The sequence below is a fragment of the Pseudomonas sp. NyZ201 genome, from assembly GCF_049860765.1.
Lineage (GTDB): Bacteria > Pseudomonadota > Gammaproteobacteria > Pseudomonadales > Pseudomonadaceae > Aquipseudomonas > Aquipseudomonas bharatica.
This window is the reverse complement of record NZ_CP187557.1, coordinates 6,322,815-6,339,429: the sequence shown is the minus strand read 5'-3', so window position 1 is coordinate 6,339,429 and position 16,615 is coordinate 6,322,815. Positions and strand designations below refer to the sequence as shown.

At 58.8% G+C, this 16,615-nt stretch carries 18 protein-coding genes; all 18 read left to right on the top strand.

What is annotated here, in order from left to right:
• Positions 1-592 precede the first annotated feature (592 nt).
• The 18 genes from rpmH to ACPFMA_RS28530 all read left to right on the top strand — a co-directional run bounded on the left by rpmH (position 593) and on the right by ACPFMA_RS28530 (position 16,525).
• On the top strand, positions 593-727 hold the full coding sequence (gene rpmH, locus ACPFMA_RS28615) for a 50S ribosomal protein L34 (RefSeq protein ID WP_002551315.1): 135 nt from the start codon (positions 593-595) through the stop codon (positions 725-727).
• A 12-nt stretch (positions 728-739) separates the two neighbouring features.
• On the top strand, positions 740-1,144 hold the full coding sequence (gene rnpA, locus ACPFMA_RS28610) for a ribonuclease P protein component (protein WP_009402547.1): 405 nt from the start codon (positions 740-742) through the stop codon (positions 1,142-1,144).
• Entirely contained in the window at positions 1,137-1,382 is a 246-nt protein-coding gene (gene yidD / locus ACPFMA_RS28605; protein WP_009402541.1) for a membrane protein insertion efficiency factor YidD, read from the top strand. The genes rnpA and yidD overlap by 8 nt, the downstream gene beginning before the upstream one ends.
• Positions 1,383-1,384: 2 nt before the next feature.
• Positions 1,385-3,058 (top strand): membrane protein insertase YidC, encoded by a 1,674-nt coding sequence (yidC, locus tag ACPFMA_RS28600; RefSeq protein WP_425929474.1) that lies wholly within the window; start codon positions 1,385-1,387, stop codon positions 3,056-3,058.
• 83 nt (positions 3,059-3,141) lie between these two features.
• The gene (gene mnmE, locus ACPFMA_RS28595; protein WP_425929473.1) at positions 3,142-4,512 is read left to right on the top strand and encodes a tRNA uridine-5-carboxymethylaminomethyl(34) synthesis GTPase MnmE; all 1,371 of its coding nucleotides are present in this window, start codon (positions 3,142-3,144) and stop codon (positions 4,510-4,512) included.
• Between the two features lie 519 nt (positions 4,513-5,031).
• The gene (gene mnmG / locus ACPFMA_RS28590; RefSeq protein WP_009402538.1) at positions 5,032-6,924 is read left to right on the top strand and encodes a tRNA uridine-5-carboxymethylaminomethyl(34) synthesis enzyme MnmG; all 1,893 of its coding nucleotides are present in this window, start codon (positions 5,032-5,034) and stop codon (positions 6,922-6,924) included.
• Positions 6,921-7,565 carry a 16S rRNA (guanine(527)-N(7))-methyltransferase RsmG gene (gene rsmG / locus ACPFMA_RS28585; protein WP_009402537.1) on the top strand — a complete coding sequence of 215 codons (645 nt, stop codon included), beginning with the start codon at positions 6,921-6,923 and terminating at the stop codon, positions 7,563-7,565. The genes mnmG and rsmG overlap by 4 nt, the downstream gene beginning before the upstream one ends.
• 18 nt (positions 7,566-7,583) lie before the next feature.
• The gene (locus ACPFMA_RS28580) at positions 7,584-8,375 is read left to right on the top strand and encodes a ParA family protein (RefSeq protein ID WP_009402536.1); all 792 of its coding nucleotides are present in this window, start codon (positions 7,584-7,586) and stop codon (positions 8,373-8,375) included.
• Positions 8,376-8,384: 9 nt separating this feature from the next.
• Positions 8,385-9,257 (top strand): ParB/RepB/Spo0J family partition protein, encoded by an 873-nt coding sequence (locus ACPFMA_RS28575; RefSeq protein WP_064302156.1) that lies wholly within the window; start codon positions 8,385-8,387, stop codon positions 9,255-9,257.
• A gap of 149 nt (positions 9,258-9,406) precedes the next feature.
• Positions 9,407-9,814 (top strand): F0F1 ATP synthase subunit I, encoded by a 408-nt coding sequence (locus tag ACPFMA_RS28570; protein WP_009402534.1) that lies wholly within the window; start codon positions 9,407-9,409, stop codon positions 9,812-9,814.
• Positions 9,815-9,830: 16 nt separating this feature from the next.
• Positions 9,831-10,700 (top strand): F0F1 ATP synthase subunit A, encoded by an 870-nt coding sequence (gene atpB / locus ACPFMA_RS28565; protein ID WP_009402532.1) that lies wholly within the window; start codon positions 9,831-9,833, stop codon positions 10,698-10,700.
• 145 nt (positions 10,701-10,845) lie between these two features.
• Positions 10,846-11,103: a F0F1 ATP synthase subunit C gene (gene atpE / locus ACPFMA_RS28560; RefSeq protein WP_003097235.1), complete on the top strand. Its 258-nt coding sequence runs from the start codon at positions 10,846-10,848 to the stop codon at positions 11,101-11,103.
• A 57-nt stretch (positions 11,104-11,160) separates the two neighbouring features.
• Positions 11,161-11,631, top strand: a complete 471-nt coding sequence (locus ACPFMA_RS28555; RefSeq protein ID WP_009402529.1) for a F0F1 ATP synthase subunit B — start codon at positions 11,161-11,163, stop codon at positions 11,629-11,631.
• A gap of 12 nt (positions 11,632-11,643) precedes the next feature.
• Entirely contained in the window at positions 11,644-12,180 is a 537-nt protein-coding gene (locus ACPFMA_RS28550) for a F0F1 ATP synthase subunit delta (protein WP_064302157.1), read from the top strand.
• Positions 12,181-12,201: 21 nt separating this feature from the next.
• On the top strand, positions 12,202-13,746 hold the full coding sequence (atpA, locus tag ACPFMA_RS28545) for a F0F1 ATP synthase subunit alpha (RefSeq protein ID WP_009402524.1): 1,545 nt from the start codon (positions 12,202-12,204) through the stop codon (positions 13,744-13,746).
• 50 nt (positions 13,747-13,796) lie between these two features.
• Positions 13,797-14,657 (top strand): F0F1 ATP synthase subunit gamma, encoded by an 861-nt coding sequence (atpG, locus tag ACPFMA_RS28540; RefSeq protein ID WP_009402522.1) that lies wholly within the window; start codon positions 13,797-13,799, stop codon positions 14,655-14,657.
• Between the two features lie 27 nt (positions 14,658-14,684).
• On the top strand, positions 14,685-16,061 hold the full coding sequence (gene atpD, locus ACPFMA_RS28535; RefSeq protein WP_009402520.1) for a F0F1 ATP synthase subunit beta: 1,377 nt from the start codon (positions 14,685-14,687) through the stop codon (positions 16,059-16,061).
• 44 nt (positions 16,062-16,105) lie between these two features.
• On the top strand, positions 16,106-16,525 hold the full coding sequence (locus tag ACPFMA_RS28530; protein WP_064302158.1) for a F0F1 ATP synthase subunit epsilon: 420 nt from the start codon (positions 16,106-16,108) through the stop codon (positions 16,523-16,525).
• Positions 16,526-16,615 lie beyond the last annotated feature (90 nt).

The window sequence follows — 16,615 nt, the reverse complement described above, 5'->3', positions numbered from 1 at the left end:
GGATATCCCCTGAGTTTGAAAGCCCGGTAAGGGCCGGTGAGGCAAAAACAAGCAGCCATTGTACCGGGCACCCGCACACTTATCCACACGCAGCACGCCCAAGAGAGGCGTTAAATCAGTCATTTACTGACCAAAATGCTGTTGGCGCCGTCCGAATAAGCTCTGTGGATAACCATCGATAAGGGCTATGCACAAGTCGGGGTCCAAGCCTGTGGAAAACTGCCCTGTGGAAAAGTAGCGATTTTATCCACTGCTTTTCCGAGCATCCGGCACAAGCAAAGCACCGTTTCCCGACAGGGTTTTGAATCTCTGTACATCACGCATAACAGGGCTTTCAGAGATCTATCCACAGAAATCCCGATGCTAAGATTCATAAGTTCTTCAGAAAAGCTTTTAATACCTTTCCTCTTTTTTTCTATGTCTAACCGCGGTGACACCTGATGATGCCCATCCGACGAGAGGATTCCCGTTTCATACGCTTATAGAGGAAACGCTGGTTGGAAATTGACCTATGGAGCCGGTTTCTCTAGAATCGCCGGTCTCTTAAAACGGGGGCCATTCCGGCCCGTAGTCACGAACCAGGTAACACGCCATGAAACGTACTTTCCAACCAAGCACCATCAAGCGCGCTCGCACTCACGGTTTCCGTGCACGTATGGCCACCAAGAACGGCCGTGCTGTTCTGTCCCGCCGTCGTGCCAAAGGCCGTAAGCGCCTGGCAGTTTGATTTTCGGCACAGGTGGTGAGTCAGGACTTCAGTCGGGATAAGCGTCTACTGACACCCCGACACTTCAAAGCGGTCTTTGACTCTCCATCAGGCAAGGTGCCCGGCAAGAGTCTCTTGCTGCTTGCCCGCGAAAACGGATTGGATCATCCCCGTCTGGGCCTGGTGATCGGCAAAAAAGCCGTAAAGCTTTCCGTTCAGCGCAATCGCTTGAAGCGTTTGATGCGCGATTCGTTTCGTCGACACCAGGAAATCCTGGCCGGCTGGGACATAGTCATCGTCGCGCGCAAAGGCCTTGGCGATATAGAAAACCCGGAATTGCACCAGCATTTTGGCAAGATCTGGAAGCGCCTCGCTCGTACTCGGCCCTCTCCAGAGGTCAAGACCGAATCCGTAGGGGTGGACCGTCCAGATGCGTAAACTGGCCCTCGTTCCGATCCAGTTTTACCGTTACGCCATCAGCCCGTTGATGGCCAGCCATTGCCGTTTCTACCCAAGTTGCTCCTGCTATGCGTACGAAGCCATCGAAACACATGGTCTTTTACGCGGCGGGTGGCTGACCGTTCGTCGGCTGGGTCGTTGTCATCCTTGGAATGCAGGCGGTTTTGATCCGGTTCCGCCCGTTCCTTCCTCCCGTACTTCTTCGATAGCCGAGTAATCATGGATATTAAACGCACGATCCTGATCGCCGCCCTGGCAATCGTGTCCTATGTCATGGTCCTCAAGTGGAACCAGGACTACGGCCAGGCTGCCCTGCCGAATCAGACTGCTGCCTCCAGCACCATCGCGCCTTCCCTGCCGGACAGCACCGGTGCCGGCAATACCAATGCCGACATTCCGAGCGTCAACGCCGAAGCCCCGGCGGAACAGGCACCGGTCGCTGTCAGCAAGGATCTGATCCGCGTCAAGACCGATGTACTCGATCTGGCTATCGACCCTACGGGTGGCGATATTGTCCAGTTGACCCTGCCGAAGTACCCACGTCGCCAGGATCATCCGGAAATTCCGTTCCAGTTGTTCGATAACGGTGGCGAACGTGTTTATCTGGCCCAGAGCGGCCTGATCGGCGCCAACGGCCCGGACTCACGTGCTGCTGGCCGTCCGGTTTATGCTGCCGAGCAAAAAAGTTATCAACTGGCCGATGGCCAGGACCAACTGGTCGTCGACCTGAAGTTCAGCGACGCCGGCGTCAACTACATCAAGCGTTTCACCCTGAAACGCGGCGAGTACGACCTGAAGGTCAGCTACCTGATCGACAACCAGAGCGGCCAGCCCTGGACCGGCAACATGTTCGGCCAACTGAAGCGTGACGCCAGCTCCGACCCTTCGTCGTCGACCGCCACCGGTACTGCCACCTATCTGGGTGCTGCCCTGTGGACAAGTTCCGAGCCCTACAAGAAAGTGTCCATGAAGGACATGGACAAGGGCAATTTGAAAGAAAATGTGAACGGCGGCTGGGTCGCCTGGCTGCAGCACTACTTCGTGACGGCCTGGATCCCGGAAAAATCCGATAACAACTTCGTTCAGACCCGCAAGGACAGCCAAGGCAACTACATCATCGGTTACAACGGTCCTGCGTTGAACGTTGCCGCTGGCGCCAAGGCTGAAACCAGCAGCACCCTGTACGCCGGTCCGAAGATCCAGAGCAAGCTGAAGGAGTTGTCCCCAGGCCTGGAGCTGACCGTCGACTACGGCATCCTGTGGTTCATTGCCCAGCCGATCTTCTGGCTGCTGCAACATATCCACAGCCTGCTCGGCAACTGGGGCTGGTCGATCATCGTCCTGACCATGCTGATCAAGGGCCTGTTCTTCCCGCTGTCCGCCGCCAGCTACCGTTCGATGGCGCGCATGCGTGCCGTTGCGCCGCGCCTGGCCCAACTGAAAGAACAGTTCGGTGACGATCGCCAGAAGATGTCCCAGGCGATGATGGAGCTGTACAAGAAAGAGAAGATCAACCCGCTGGGCGGCTGCTTGCCGATCCTGGTGCAGATGCCGGTCTTCCTTTCGCTGTACTGGGTACTCCTGGAAAGCGTGGAGATGCGCCAGGCTCCGTGGATGTTCTGGATCACCGACCTGTCGATCAAGGATCCGTTCTTCATCCTGCCGATCATCATGGGCGCGACCATGTTCATCCAGCAGCAGCTGAACCCGACCCCACCGGATCCGATGCAGGCCAAGGTAATGAAAATGATGCCGATCATCTTCACCTTCTTCTTCCTGTGGTTCCCGGCTGGTCTGGTGCTGTATTGGGTTGTGAACAACTGCCTGTCCATCGCACAGCAGTGGTACATCACCCGCAGTATCGAAAACGCGACCAAGAAGGCCGCAGCCTGACGGATTAGCCAGCTAATCTGTGGATAAACGCCCCACTCGTGGGGCGTTTTGCTATCTGACGTTTCTGTTTCGAGGCTATCGACATGACTTCCCGTCGCGAAACCATCACCGCCATCGCTACCGCCCAAGGCCGCGGCGGGGTAGGCATTGTGCGCATCTCCGGGCCATTGGCGCGCCAGGCCGGGCAAGCCATCACCGGTCGCGAACTGTCTCCGCGCCACGCCCACTACGGCCCGTTCCGCAGTGAAGACGGATTGGTGCTTGACGAGGGCATTGCCTTGTTCTTCCCCGGCCCTAATTCATTCACGGGCGAGGATGTGCTGGAACTGCAGGGCCACGGTGGTCCGGTGGTGCTGGACATGCTTCTGCAACGCTGTGTACAGCTCGGATGCCGTCTTGCGCGGCCGGGTGAGTTCAGCGAGCGCGCCTTCCTCAACGACAAGCTCGACCTGGCCCAGGCCGAAGCGATAGCCGACCTGATCGAGGCCAGTTCCGCCCAGGCAGCGCGCAATGCCCTGCGCTCGCTTCAGGGAGAATTCTCCCGGCGTGTGGATAACTTGACCGAGCGTCTGATCAGCCTGCGCATCTACGTGGAAGCAGCGATCGACTTTCCCGAAGAGGAAATCGATTTCCTCGCCGATGGCCATGTGCTGGGCATGCTTGACCAGGTACGCAGCGATCTGGCCTCGGTAATGCGCGAAGCCGGACAGGGTGCCTTGCTGCGCGACGGCATGACAGTCGTGATCGCCGGTCGTCCCAACGCTGGCAAGTCCAGCCTGTTGAACATGCTTGCCGGTCGTGAAGCGGCAATCGTCACCGATATTGCCGGCACCACCCGGGACATCCTCCGGGAACATATCCACATAGACGGCATGCCCCTGCATGTAGTGGACACTGCCGGCTTGCGCGACACAGACGACCATGTGGAAAAGATCGGCGTGGAACGCGCTCTGAAGGCGATTGGCGAAGCGGACCGGGTGCTCCTGGTAGTGGATGCCACTGCGCCGGAAGCCAGTGATCCCTTTGCCCTATGGCCGGAATTCCTCGATCAGCGACCGCGGCCAGACAAGGTCACCCTGATCCGTAACAAGGCCGACCTCAGCGGCGAAGCCATCGGCATGGAGGAAAGCGAGGACGGGCATGTCACCATTACCCTCAGCGCCAAGGCGCCGGATCAAGGCCTGGATCTGCTACGCGATCATTTGAAGGCCTGCATGGGCTACGAACAGACGGCCGAAAGCGGCTTCAGCGCCCGCCGGCGACATCTGGATGCCCTGCGCCAGGCCAGCGCCAGCCTCGAGCATGGTCGTGAACAACTGACCCTGGCCGGCGCGGGTGAGCTATTGGCCGAAGATCTGCGCCAGGCACAGCAGGCGTTGGGTGAAATTACCGGCGCATTCAGTTCAGACGATCTTCTGGGTCGTATCTTCTCCAGCTTCTGTATCGGCAAGTAAGCGTTCTTATCCACAAACGGGCCTGATTTGATCGGCCCGTTTGCTGCGTCCTGCTTCACCCTCCCTCATTTGACAACGGAAACCTACCGGCTCTGCTCTGGGGCTTTCGGCTGCCCGCGTGTTTACACAGGGAGAATGAGCCCTGTGGAAAACCCGCCTTCAGCTCCGTTGATAACCTGGCCTGAGGGGTGGAGATAAATCCACCTGTGGGTAACAAGCAATTTAATCCACAGGTTCCGGACGCTTATCCATAACCCTCATTGCCCTTGGGCCACAGGGTTATGAATCTCTGTACATCAGGCATTATATGGGCTCTAAGCACTTATCCACAGAAAGGTCGCAGACTAAGAATAAACATAAAAACAAAGCTTTTATAAATCTTCCTTTCGTTATTTCTATTGCCGGCCATTCATCCACAGGCTGGTTAAATTTTGTGCAAAAGGTTCCTTTAGGAGGGCAGAAGTCCCTATACTTGGCAGCTATCCCTTTTACATTCCCGAAACAGGCACGAGGTGCGTGGTGGATTTCCCTTCCCGTTTTGAAGTGATCGTCATCGGCGGCGGCCATGCCGGTACCGAGGCTGCGCTTGCATCAGCACGCATGGGCGTGAAAACCCTGCTGCTGACCCATAACGTGGAAACCCTCGGGCACATGAGCTGCAACCCGGCCATTGGTGGCATCGGCAAGAGTCACCTGGTCAAGGAAATCGATGCGCTGGGTGGTGCGATGGCGCTGGCCACCGACAAGAGCGGCATCCAGTTCCGCGTACTGAACAACCGCAAAGGCCCGGCTGTGCGCGCGACTCGTGCACAGGCCGACCGCGCCATCTATAAGGCGGTGGTCCGGGAAATCCTGGAAAACCAGCCGAACCTGTGGATATTCCAGCAGTCCTGCGACGACCTGATTGTCGAGCAGGACCAGGTGCGCGGTGTGGTGACCCAGATGGGTCTGCGCTTCTTCGCCGACTCCGTGGTACTGACCACTGGCACCTTCCTCGCCGGACTTATCCACATCGGCCTGCAGAACTATTCCGGTGGCCGTGCCGGCGATCCGCCCGCGATCGCCCTGGCCCACCGCCTGCGTGAGTTGCCACTGCGCGTCGGCCGCCTGAAAACCGGGACACCGCCGCGGATCGACGGGCGCTCGGTGGACTTCTCGGTGATGTCGGAACAGCCAGGCGATACGCCGATCCCGGTGATGTCGTTCATGGGCTCCAAGGAGATGCATCCGCGTCAGGTCAGTTGCTGGATTACCCACACCAACGCGCGCACTCACGAAATCATCGCGTCCAACCTGGACCGCTCGCCCATGTACTCGGGCGTGATCGAAGGCATCGGCCCGCGTTACTGCCCGTCGATCGAAGACAAGATCCACCGCTTTGCCGACAAGGAAAGCCACCAGGTGTTCATCGAGCCGGAAGGCCTGAACACCCACGAGCTTTACCCGAACGGGATATCCACATCCTTGCCGTTCGATGTGCAGTTGCAGATCGTCCGTTCGATCCGCGGTATGGAAAACGCCCATATCGTTCGCCCGGGCTACGCCATCGAGTACGACTACTTCGATCCGCGCGACCTGAAGTACAGCCTGGAAACCAAGGTTATCGGCGGTCTGTTCTTCGCTGGCCAGATCAACGGCACCACCGGCTACGAAGAAGCCGGTGCACAAGGCCTGCTGGCCGGGACCAACGCCGCGCTGCGCGCGCAGGGGCGGGAAAGCTGGTGCCCGCGCCGCGACGAGGCGTACATCGGTGTGTTGGTCGACGACCTGATCACCCTCGGTACCCAGGAGCCGTACCGCATGTTCACTTCGCGCGCCGAATACCGGCTGATCCTGCGCGAGGACAACGCCGACCTGCGCCTGACCGAAAAAGGTCGCGAACTGGGTCTGGTGGATGACGACCGTTGGGCCGCTTTCTGCGCCAAGCGCGAAGGCATCGAACGGGAAGAGCAGCGCTTGAAAGCGACCTGGGTTCGTCCGGACACCGAACAAGGCCAGGCGATCGTCGAGCGTTTCGGTACGCCGCTGGCACATGAGTACAACCTGCTCAACCTGTTGAGCCGGCCGGAAATCGATTACGCCGGCTTGGTGGAAGTGACCGGTGGCAGCGACGCCAGTGACCAGGTCGCCGAGCAGGTCGAGATCAAGACCAAATACGCCGGTTACATCGACCGGCAACAGGAAGAAATCGCTCGCCTGCGCGCCAGCGAAGATACCCGCCTGCCAGACGACATCGAATACAGCTCGATTTCCGGTCTGTCCAAGGAGATCCAGGGCAAGCTCGGCCAGACCCGGCCCGAGACCCTGGGCCAGGCGTCGCGTATTCCCGGTGTGACCCCGGCGGCGATCTCCCTGTTGTTGATCCACCTGAAAAAACGCGGCGCAGGCCGCGGTCTGGAGCAAAGCGCTTGAGTTCTATGGTCACCGCAAAACATGCCGAAGAGTTGTCCACAGGCGCGCGCCAGCTCGGTCTTGAATTGAGTGAGTTCCAGCAGCAGAAGCTGCTGGAGTACCTGGCCCTGCTGATCAAATGGAACAAGGCCTACAACCTCACCGCAGTGCGCGATCCGGACGAGATGGTGTCCCGCCATCTGCTGGACAGCCTGAGCGTGATGAGTTTTATCCACAGCGCGAACTGGCTGGATGTCGGCAGCGGCGGTGGCATGCCTGGCATTCCATTGTCTATCCTGCATCCGGACAAGCAGGTCACGGTGCTCGACAGCAACGGCAAGAAGACCCGTTTCCTGACCCAGGTGAAACTGGAGCTGAAGCTGGACAACCTCACGGTTATCCACAAGCGGGTGGAAGAGTTCCAGCCGGCGCAGCCATTCACCGGGATCATTTCCCGTGCTTTCAGCAGCATGGAGAATTTCACCAACTGGACGCGGCACCTGGGGGATTCCCAGACACAGTGGCTGGCAATGAAAGGACTGCATCCGGCCGATGAGCTGGTAGCATTGCCGGCGGATTTCAAAGTGGATAGCGAGCAGGCCTTGACCGTACCCGGTTGCCAAGGCCAGCGCCATCTGCTGATACTGCGCCGCACGGCATGACTGGGAACACAAGCAAGAATGGCTAAGGTATTCGCGATCGCGAACCAGAAGGGGGGTGTGGGTAAAACCACTACCTGCATCAATCTCGCGGCGTCGCTGGTAGCGACCAAGCGCCGCGTGTTGTTGATCGACCTCGATCCACAGGGCAATGCCACCATGGGCAGTGGTGTGGATAAACATGTCCTGGAACATTCGGTCTACGACTTGCTGATCGGCGAATGCGACCTGGCCCAGGCCATGCATTTTTCCGAGCACGGTGGTTACCAACTGCTGCCGGCCAACCGCGACCTGACCGCCGCCGAGGTGGTCCTGCTGGAAATGCAGATGAAGGAAAGCCGCCTGCGCAATGCGTTGGCGCCGATTCGCGAGAACTACGACTACATTCTCATCGATTGCCCGCCGTCGCTGTCGATGCTCACGCTCAATGCCCTGGTCGCGTCCGATGGCGTGATCATTCCCATGCAGTGCGAATACTACGCGCTGGAAGGTCTCAGCGACCTTGTGGATAACATCAAGCGCATCGCTGCCCGGCTGAACCCGGCGTTGAAGATCGAAGGCCTGCTGCGGACCATGTACGATCCGCGCCTGAGCCTGAACAACGACGTCTCGGTGCAGCTCAAGGAGCACTTCGGCGAGCAGCTCTATGACACCGTGATCCCGCGCAACATCCGCCTGGCCGAAGCACCGAGCTTCGGGATGCCGGCATTGGCGTACGACAAGCAATCCCGTGGCGCCCTGGCTTATCTGGCCCTGGCCGGAGAGTTCCATCGCCGCCAGCGTCGTCAATCTCGCACTGCACAAACAACTTAAGGAATCCGCATGGCCGTCAAGAAACGAGGTCTCGGACGTGGGTTGGATGCACTGTTGAGTGGTCCGACCGTCAGCTCGCTCGAAGAGCAGGCTGTAAAGGTCGACAAGAAAGAACTGCAACACCTGCCGGTCGAACTGATCCAGCGCGGCAAATACCAGCCGCGTCGGGACATGGACCCGCAAGCCCTGGAAGAATTGGCCCAGTCGATCAAGGGGCAGGGCGTGATGCAGCCGATCGTCGTGCGTCCGATCGAGGGAGGCCGCTACGAGATCATCGCAGGTGAACGCCGCTGGCGTGCCACCCAGCTGGCTGGCCTGGACAGCATTCCGGCCATGGTCCGCGATGTTCCGGACGAGGCTGCCATCGCCATGGCGCTGATCGAGAACATCCAGCGCGAGGACCTCAACCCGGTCGAGGAAGCTATCGCCCTGCAGCGCCTGCAGACCGAGTTCCAGCTCACCCAGCAACAGGTCGCAGATGCCGTAGGCAAGTCACGCGTGACCGTGGCCAACCTGCTGCGCCTGATCTCCCTTCCTGACGCGATCAAGACCATGCTGTCCCATGGCGACCTGGAGATGGGGCACGCGCGTGCGCTGCTCGGATTGCCTGAAGAACAGCAGGTCGACGGGGCGCGACACGTTGTCGCACGGGGTCTGACCGTTCGTCAGACTGAAGCCCTGGTTCGACAGTGGTTGAACGGCAAGCCCGAGCCGGTCGAACCGGCCAAGCCTGACCCGGACATTACCCGCCTGGAACAGCGTCTGGCCGAGCGCCTGGGCTCTTCGGTGCAGATCCGCCATGGCAACAAGGGCAAGGGGCAACTGGTTATTCGCTATAACTCGCTGGACGAGTTGCAGGGCGTTCTTGCTCACATCCGCTGAAACAATTCCCTTTGTAGCGCGCAGTCGGAAATCACTACCCGGCAGTTGAATAGGGGTTAATCCGCCCCTATACTCTGCGCGCATTTTGTCGGCACAAATTATGCCAAGTCATAGTTGACTGGTTGGCCGACTTCGGGAGAGCAGTTTTGATGGAAACCCGCACGCCAAACCGCCTGCCTTTCCATCGCTGGGCGGTTTTCCCGGTACTGCTGGCCCAATGCGTCGTGTTTCTGTTGGCAGCGTTGGCTTTGTGGCAGTGGCGCGGGACAGTCAGCGGTTATTCAGGCCTCTGCGGAGGGCTGATCGCCTGGCTACCGAATGTGTATTTCGCCTGGAAGGCCTTCAGGTTCACCGGGGCCAGGGCAGCGCAAGCCATCGTCAAGTCGTTCTACGCAGGCGAGGCAGGCAAATTGATTTTGACGGCAGTGCTGTTTGCACTGACGTTCGCAGGAGTGAAGCCATTGGCGCCATTAGCAGTATTCGGCGTCTTCTTGCTGACCCAACTGGTCAGCTGGTTCGCGCCCCTGCTGATGAAAACAAGACTTTCGAGACCTTAGGGCGTTTGAGGCAAACATGGCAGCAGAAACCGCTTCGGGCTATATCCAGCACCACTTGCAGAACCTGACCTTCGGTCAACTACCATCCGGCGGCTGGGGCTTTGCCCACAGTGCAGCGGAAGCCAAGGAAATGGGCTTCTGGGCGTTCCACGTGGACACCCTGGGTTGGTCGTTCGGCCTGGGCCTGATCTTCATTCTTCTCTTCCGCGCTGCCGCGAAGAAAGCGACCTCCGGCCTGCCCGGCGGTCTGCAGAACTTCGTCGAAGTGCTGGTCGAGTTCGTCAATGGCAGCGTGAAGGACTCCTTCCATGGCCGCAGCGCGGTCATCGCCCCGCTGGCCCTGACCATCTTCGTGTGGGTGTTCCTGATGAACGCCATCGACCTGGTACCGGTCGACTGGATCCCGCAACTGGCGATCCTGATCTCCGGCGACCCGCACATTCCGTTCCGTGCCGTTTCCACCACCGACCCGAACGCCACCCTGGCCATGGCCTTCTGCGTGTTCGCCCTGATCATCTTCTACAGCATCAAGGTCAAGGGTCTGGGCGGTTTCATCGGCGAGCTGACCCTGCATCCGTTCGGCAGCAAGAACATCTTCGTCCAGGCACTGCTGATCCCGGTCAACTTCCTGCTCGAGTTCGTCACCCTGATCGCCAAGCCGATCTCGCTGGCACTGCGTCTGTTCGGCAACATGTACGCCGGCGAGCTGGTGTTCATCCTGATCGCGGTGATGTTCGGCGCCGGCCTGCTGTGGCTGAGCGGCCTCGGTATCGTCCTGCAGTGGGCGTGGGCGGTGTTCCACATCCTGATCATCACCCTGCAAGCATTCATCTTCATGATGCTCACCATCGTCTACCTGTCGATGGCGCACGAAGATAACCATTAAGACCGCCTGGCGTGTCTGATGACCCTCCCGTCGGTTCGAGGGAGGGTCGAAAACGTCCGCAAGGGCATCGCTGTACCAAACGATTTTGTTTTACCGCTTCAAACTAAAAAACCTAACCAATACGACGTAAAAGTCGGGAGGAAAGATGGAAACTGTAGTTGGTCTTACCGCTATCGCTGTTGCTCTGCTGATCGGCCTGGGTGCTCTGGGTACCGCCATTGGTTTCGGCCTGCTGGGCGGCAAGTTCCTGGAAGGCGCTGCTCGCCAGCCAGAGATGGTTCCAATGCTGCAAGTCAAGATGTTCATCGTTGCCGGTCTGCTCGACGCCGTAACCATGATCGGTGTTGGTATCGCTCTGTTCTTCACCTTCGCGAACCCCTTCGTTGGTCAAATCGCTGGCTGATCACTCGTTTCGACGAGTGGATTGGTGTGATAGACGAAGAACGAGCGAGGTGTTGGCGTGAACATTAATGCAACCCTGATTGGTCAGTCCCTTGCGTTCTTGATTTTCGTGGTTTTCTGCATGAAGTTTGTATGGCCTCCGGTCATTGCAGCTCTGCAGGAACGTCAAAAGAAGATCGCGGACGGACTGGACGCTGCCAACCGAGCAGCTCGCGACCTGGAGCTGGCCCAAGATAAAGCGGGTCAGCAACTGCGCGAAGCTAAGGCTCAAGCAGCCGAAATCATCGAGCAAGCCAAGAAGCGCGGTGCTCAGATCGTCGAAGAGGCCCGTGATCAGGCCCGCGTCGAAGCTGACCGTGTGAAGGCTCAGGCTCAGGCCGAGATCGAACAGGAAATTAACAGCGTCAAAGACGCGCTGCGCGCCCAAGTGGGTAGCCTGGCCGTTGGCGGTGCTGAAAAGATCCTTGGCGCCACAATCGATCAAAACGCGCATGCGGAGCTGGTTAACAAACTGGCCGCTGAAATTTAAGCGAGGGCGATCATGGCAGAACTGACCACGTTGGCCCGACCTTACGCTAAGGCTGCCTTTGAGCATGCCCAGGCCCAGCAGCAACTGGCCAATTGGTCAGCCATGCTCGGCCTGGCTGCTGCGGTGTCGCAAGACGGCACCATGCAGCGCCTGCTCAAGGCCCCGCGACTGACGAGCGCACAAAAGGCCGCCACGTTTATCGACGTGTGCGGTGACAAGTTCGATGCGCAAGCACGTAATTTCATCCACGTTGCCGCGGAAAACGACCGTCTCCTGCTTCTTCCGGAGATCTCGGCGCAGTTCGAGCTGTACAAGGCTGAACTCGAAAAATCCGTGGACGTGGAAGTCACCAGTGCTTTTGCGTTGAACCAAGAACAGCAAGACAAACTCGCCAAGGTTCTCAGTGCACGGCTCAGCCGGGAAGTGCGCCTGCATGCGACGGAAGACGCCTCCCTTATCGGTGGTGTCGTGATCCGCGCCGGCGACCTGGTAATCGATGGCTCGGTTCGCGGCAAACTCGCGAAACTGGCCGAAGCATTGAAATCTTGAGTTTGAAGGGGCAGCAGAGCAATGCAGCAACTCAATCCTTCCGAAATTAGTGAAATCATCAAGGGCCGCATCGAGAATCTCGATGTAGCCTCCCAAGCCCGCAACGAAGGTACTGTCGTCAGCGTTTCTGACGGCATCGTGCGGATTCACGGTCTGGCCGACGTCATGTACGGCGAAATGATCGAGTTTCCAGGCGGCGTGTACGGTATGGCCCTCAACCTGGAGCAAGACTCCGTTGGTGCGGTAGTACTGGGCGCCTACGATACCCTCGCCGAAGGCATGAGCGCCAAGTGCACCGGCCGCATCCTCGAAGTTCCGGTTGGTAAGGAACTGCTGGGTCGCGTCGTCGACGCACTGGGCAACCCGATCGACGGCAAAGGTCCTCTGGGCAACACCGAGACCGACGCGGTCGAGAAAGTTGCTCCAGGCGTGATCTGGCGTAAGTCGGTAGACCAGCCTGTACAGACTGGCTACAAGTCCGTCGACGCCATGATCCCTGTCGGCCGTGGCCAGCGCGAGCTGATCATCGGTGACCGTCAGATCGGCAAGACCGCCATGGCCATCGACGCCATCATCAACCAGAAAGACTCCGGTATTTTCTGCGTTTATGTCGCTGTCGGCCAGAAGCGCTCCACCGTTGCCAACATCGTTCGCAAGCTGGAAGAAAACGGCGCCCTGGCCAACACCATCGTGGTCGTTGCCAGTGCCTCGGAATCCGCCGCGCTGCAATTCCTGGCGCCATACGCCGGTTGCACCATGGGCGAGTTCTTCCGTGACCGCGGTGAAGACGCGCTGATCGTTTACGATGACCTGTCCAAGCAGGCCGTTGCCTACCGTCAGATCTCCCTGCTGCTGCGCCGTCCGCCAGGACGCGAAGCGTACCCAGGTGACGTGTTCTATCTCCACTCCCGTCTGCTGGAGCGTGCATCGCGCGTTTCCGAAGAGTACGTCGAGAAGTTCACCAACGGCGCCGTTACTGGCAAGACCGGTTCCCTGACCGCCCTGCCGATCATCGAAACCCAGGCTGGCGACGTTTCCGCGTTCGTTCCGACCAACGTGATCTCGATCACCGACGGTCAGATCTTCCTGGAATCGGCCATGTTCAACTCGGGCATCCGCCCTGCAGTGAACGCCGGTGTTTCGGTATCCCGCGTGGGTGGTGCCGCTCAGACCAAGATCATCAAGAAGCTGTCCGGTGGCATCCGTACTGCTCTGGCTCAGTACCGTGAACTGGCGGCATTCGCCCAGTTCGCTTCTGACCTGGACGAAGCTACCCGCAAGCAACTCGAGCACGGTCAACGTGTTACCGAGCTGATGAAGCAGAAGCAATACGCTCCTATGTCCATCGCGGACATGGCGCTGTCGCTGTATGCCGCTGAGCGTGGGTTCCTGACCGACGTTGAAATCGCCAAGATCGGCAGCTTCGAACAAGCGCTGATCGCTTACTTCAACCGTGATCACGCCGACCTGATGGCGAAGATCAACGTGAAGGGTGACTTCAACGACGAAATCGACGCTGGCATCAAGGCCGGTATCGAGAAGTTCAAGGCCACCCAAACCTGGTAAGCCGCAGCGGGGGCCTTGCAGCCCCCGCTTGCTAACCTGATAGGTGTTACATGGCAGGCGCAAAAGAGATTCGCAGTAAGATTGCGAGCATCAAAAGCACGCAAAAAATTACCAGCGCCATGGAAAAAGTGGCGGTCAGCAAGATGCGCAAGGCTCAAATGCGCATGTCTGCTAGCCGTCCCTACGCGGAGCGCATCCGCCAGGTGATTGGTCATCTGGCCAACGCCAACCCGGAATACCGCCACCCGTTCATGATCGAGCGCCCTGTGAAGCGCGCCGGTTATATCGTGGTGAGCAGTGACCGCGGTCTGTGCGGCGGCTTGAACACCAACCTGTTCAAGGCCCTGGTCAAGGACATGGCGGTAAACCGCGAACAAGGCGTCGAGATCGACCTGTGCGTGATCGGCAGCAAGGGTGCGGCTTTCTTCCGCAGCTTCGGCGGCAACGTCGTTGCAGCGATCAGCCACCTGGGCGAAGAACCGTCGATCAACGATCTGATCGGTTCCGTCAAGGTCATGCTGGACGCTTACCTGGACGGTCGCATCGACCGCCTGTCCGTGGTATCGAACAAGTTCATCAATACCATGACGCAAACTCCAACGGTCGAGCAGTTGGTACCGTTGGTGGCAACCCCGGATCAAGAACTCAAGCACCACTGGGACTACCTCTACGAACCTGACGCCAAAGAGCTGCTTGACGGCCTGATGGTGCGTTACGTGGAGTCGCAGGTCTACCAGGCGGTGGTCGAGAACAACGCGGCTGAACAGGCTGCCCGGATGATCGCAATGAAGAACGCCACCGACAACGCCGGTGACCTGATCAGCGAATTGCAGCTGATCTACAACAAGGCGCGTCAGGCTGCGATCACCCAAGAGATCTCGGAAATCGTCGGCGGCGCTGCCGCGGTTTAACGGTTCACATATTCAGAGGATCCAGCTATGAGTAGCGGACGTATCGTTCAAATCATCGGCGCCGTCATCGACGTGGAATTTCCACGTGACGTCGTTCCGAATGTCTATAGCGCGCTGAAAGTTCAAGGCGCAGAAACCACTCTGGAAGTTCAGCAGCAGCTGGGCGACGGCGTGGTTCGTACCATTGCGATGGGTTCGACCGAAGGCCTGAAGCGCGGTCTGGACGTTGTCGACACCAAGGCTCCTATCTCGGTACCGGTCGGTAAAGCGACCCTGGGCCGGATCATGGACGTCCTCGGCAACCCGATCGACGAAGCTGGTCCGATCGGCGAAGAAGAGCGCTGGGGTATTCACCGCGCCGCTCCTTCCTTCGCTGACCAGGCAGGCGGCAACGACCTGCTGGAAACCGGCATCAAGGTTATCGACCTGGTCTGCCCGTTCGCCAAGGGCGGTAAAGTCGGTCTGTTCGGTGGTGCCGGTGTCGGCAAGACCGTAAACATGATGGAACTGATCCGTAACATCGCCATCGAGCACAGCGGTTACTCCGTGTTCGCCGGTGTGGGTGAGCGTACTCGTGAGGGTAACGACTTCTACCACGAGATGAAGGACTCCAACGTTCTCGACAAGGTAGCGCTGGTCTACGGTCAGATGAACGAGCCACCAGGAAACCGTCTGCGCGTAGCGCTGACCGGCCTGACCATGGCCGAGAAGTTCCGTGACGAAGGTAACGACGTTCTGCTGTTCGTCGACAACATCTATCGTTACACCCTGGCCGGTACCGAAGTATCCGCACTGCTGGGCCGTATGCCTTCGGCAGTAGGTTACCAGCCGACCCTGGCTGAAGAGATGGGCGTGCTGCAAGAGCGCATCACTTCGACCAAGGAAGGTTCGATCACCTCGATCCAGGCCGTATACGTACCTGCGGACGACCTGACCGACCCGTCGCCAGCGACCACCTTCGCCCACCTTGACGCTACCGTCGTACTGTCCCGTGACATCGCTTCCCTGGGTATCTACCCGGCGGTAGACCCACTGGACTCGACTTCCCGTCAGCTGGATCCGCTGGTGATCGGTACCGAGCACTACGAGACCGCTCGTGGCGTTCAGTACGTTCTGCAGCGCTACAAGGAGCTGAAGGACATCATCGCGATCCTGGGTATGGACGAGCTGTCCGAGACCGACAAGCAACTGGTTGCCCGTGCTCGTAAGATCCAGCGCTTCCTGTCCCAGCCGTTCTTCGTGGCAGAAGTCTTCACCGGTTCTCCAGGCAAATACGTTTCCCTGAAAGACACCATCGCTGGCTTCAGCGGCATCCTCAAAGGTGACTACGACCACCTGCCAGAACAAGCGTTCTACATGGTCGGCAGCATCGACGAAGCGATCGAGAAAGCCAAGAAACTGTAATCCCGGCGCCCCGAAAGGGGCGCTAATCAGGTCGAGGCAAGCAAATGGCTATGACAGTCCATTGCGATATCGTCAGCGCGGAAGGAGAAATCTTTTCCGGTCTGGTCGAGATGTTGGTAGCTCACGGCAACCTGGGTGATCTTGGTATCGCTCCAGGCCACGCGCCGCTGATCACCAATCTCAAGCCAGGTCCGATCACGCTGACCAAGCAGGGTGGCGCGCAGGAGGTGTTCTACATCTCCGGTGGTTTCCTTGAGGTCCAGCCGAGCATGGTCAAGGTTCTCGCCGACACCGTGCAACGTGCAGGTGACCTGGACGAAGCCCAGGCGCTGGAAGCGGTGAAAGCTGCTGAAAATGCCCTGAACACCAAAGGCGCGGATTTTGATTACACCGCCGCCGCCGCACGTCTGGCCGAGGCCGCAGCGCAGCTGCGTACCGTCCAGCAGATGCGCCGCGGGAAATAATTGGCCTCGGTCATTCATTTCCAACGCGATTGAGTTAAAGGGTAGCCTCGGCTACCCTTTTTCTTTTTCCGCATTCTTCTCCCGGTCACA

Excerpts from the sequence above, each read along its gene's own strand:
- rpmH (WP_002551315.1), top strand. The coding sequence starts at position 593 with ATGAAACGTACTTTCCAACCAAGCACCATCAAGCGCGCTCGCACTCAC.
- yidD (WP_009402541.1), top strand. The coding sequence starts at position 1,137 with ATGCGTAAACTGGCCCTCGTTCCGATCCAGTTTTACCGTTACGCCATC.
- yidC (WP_425929474.1), top strand. The coding sequence starts at position 1,385 with ATGGATATTAAACGCACGATCCTGATCGCCGCCCTGGCAATCGTGTCC.
- mnmE (WP_425929473.1), top strand. The coding sequence starts at position 3,142 with ATGACTTCCCGTCGCGAAACCATCACCGCCATCGCTACCGCCCAAGGC.
- ACPFMA_RS28580 (WP_009402536.1), top strand. The coding sequence starts at position 7,584 with ATGGCTAAGGTATTCGCGATCGCGAACCAGAAGGGGGGTGTGGGTAAA.
- ACPFMA_RS28575 (WP_064302156.1), top strand. The coding sequence starts at position 8,385 with ATGGCCGTCAAGAAACGAGGTCTCGGACGTGGGTTGGATGCACTGTTG.
- ACPFMA_RS28570 (WP_009402534.1), top strand. The coding sequence starts at position 9,407 with ATGGAAACCCGCACGCCAAACCGCCTGCCTTTCCATCGCTGGGCGGTT.
- atpB (WP_009402532.1), top strand. The coding sequence starts at position 9,831 with ATGGCAGCAGAAACCGCTTCGGGCTATATCCAGCACCACTTGCAGAAC.
- atpE (WP_003097235.1), top strand. The coding sequence starts at position 10,846 with ATGGAAACTGTAGTTGGTCTTACCGCTATCGCTGTTGCTCTGCTGATC.
- ACPFMA_RS28550 (WP_064302157.1), top strand. The coding sequence starts at position 11,644 with ATGGCAGAACTGACCACGTTGGCCCGACCTTACGCTAAGGCTGCCTTT.
- atpA (WP_009402524.1), top strand. The coding sequence starts at position 12,202 with ATGCAGCAACTCAATCCTTCCGAAATTAGTGAAATCATCAAGGGCCGC.
- atpG (WP_009402522.1), top strand. The coding sequence starts at position 13,797 with ATGGCAGGCGCAAAAGAGATTCGCAGTAAGATTGCGAGCATCAAAAGC.
- atpD (WP_009402520.1), top strand. The coding sequence starts at position 14,685 with ATGAGTAGCGGACGTATCGTTCAAATCATCGGCGCCGTCATCGACGTG.
- ACPFMA_RS28530 (WP_064302158.1), top strand. The coding sequence starts at position 16,106 with ATGGCTATGACAGTCCATTGCGATATCGTCAGCGCGGAAGGAGAAATC.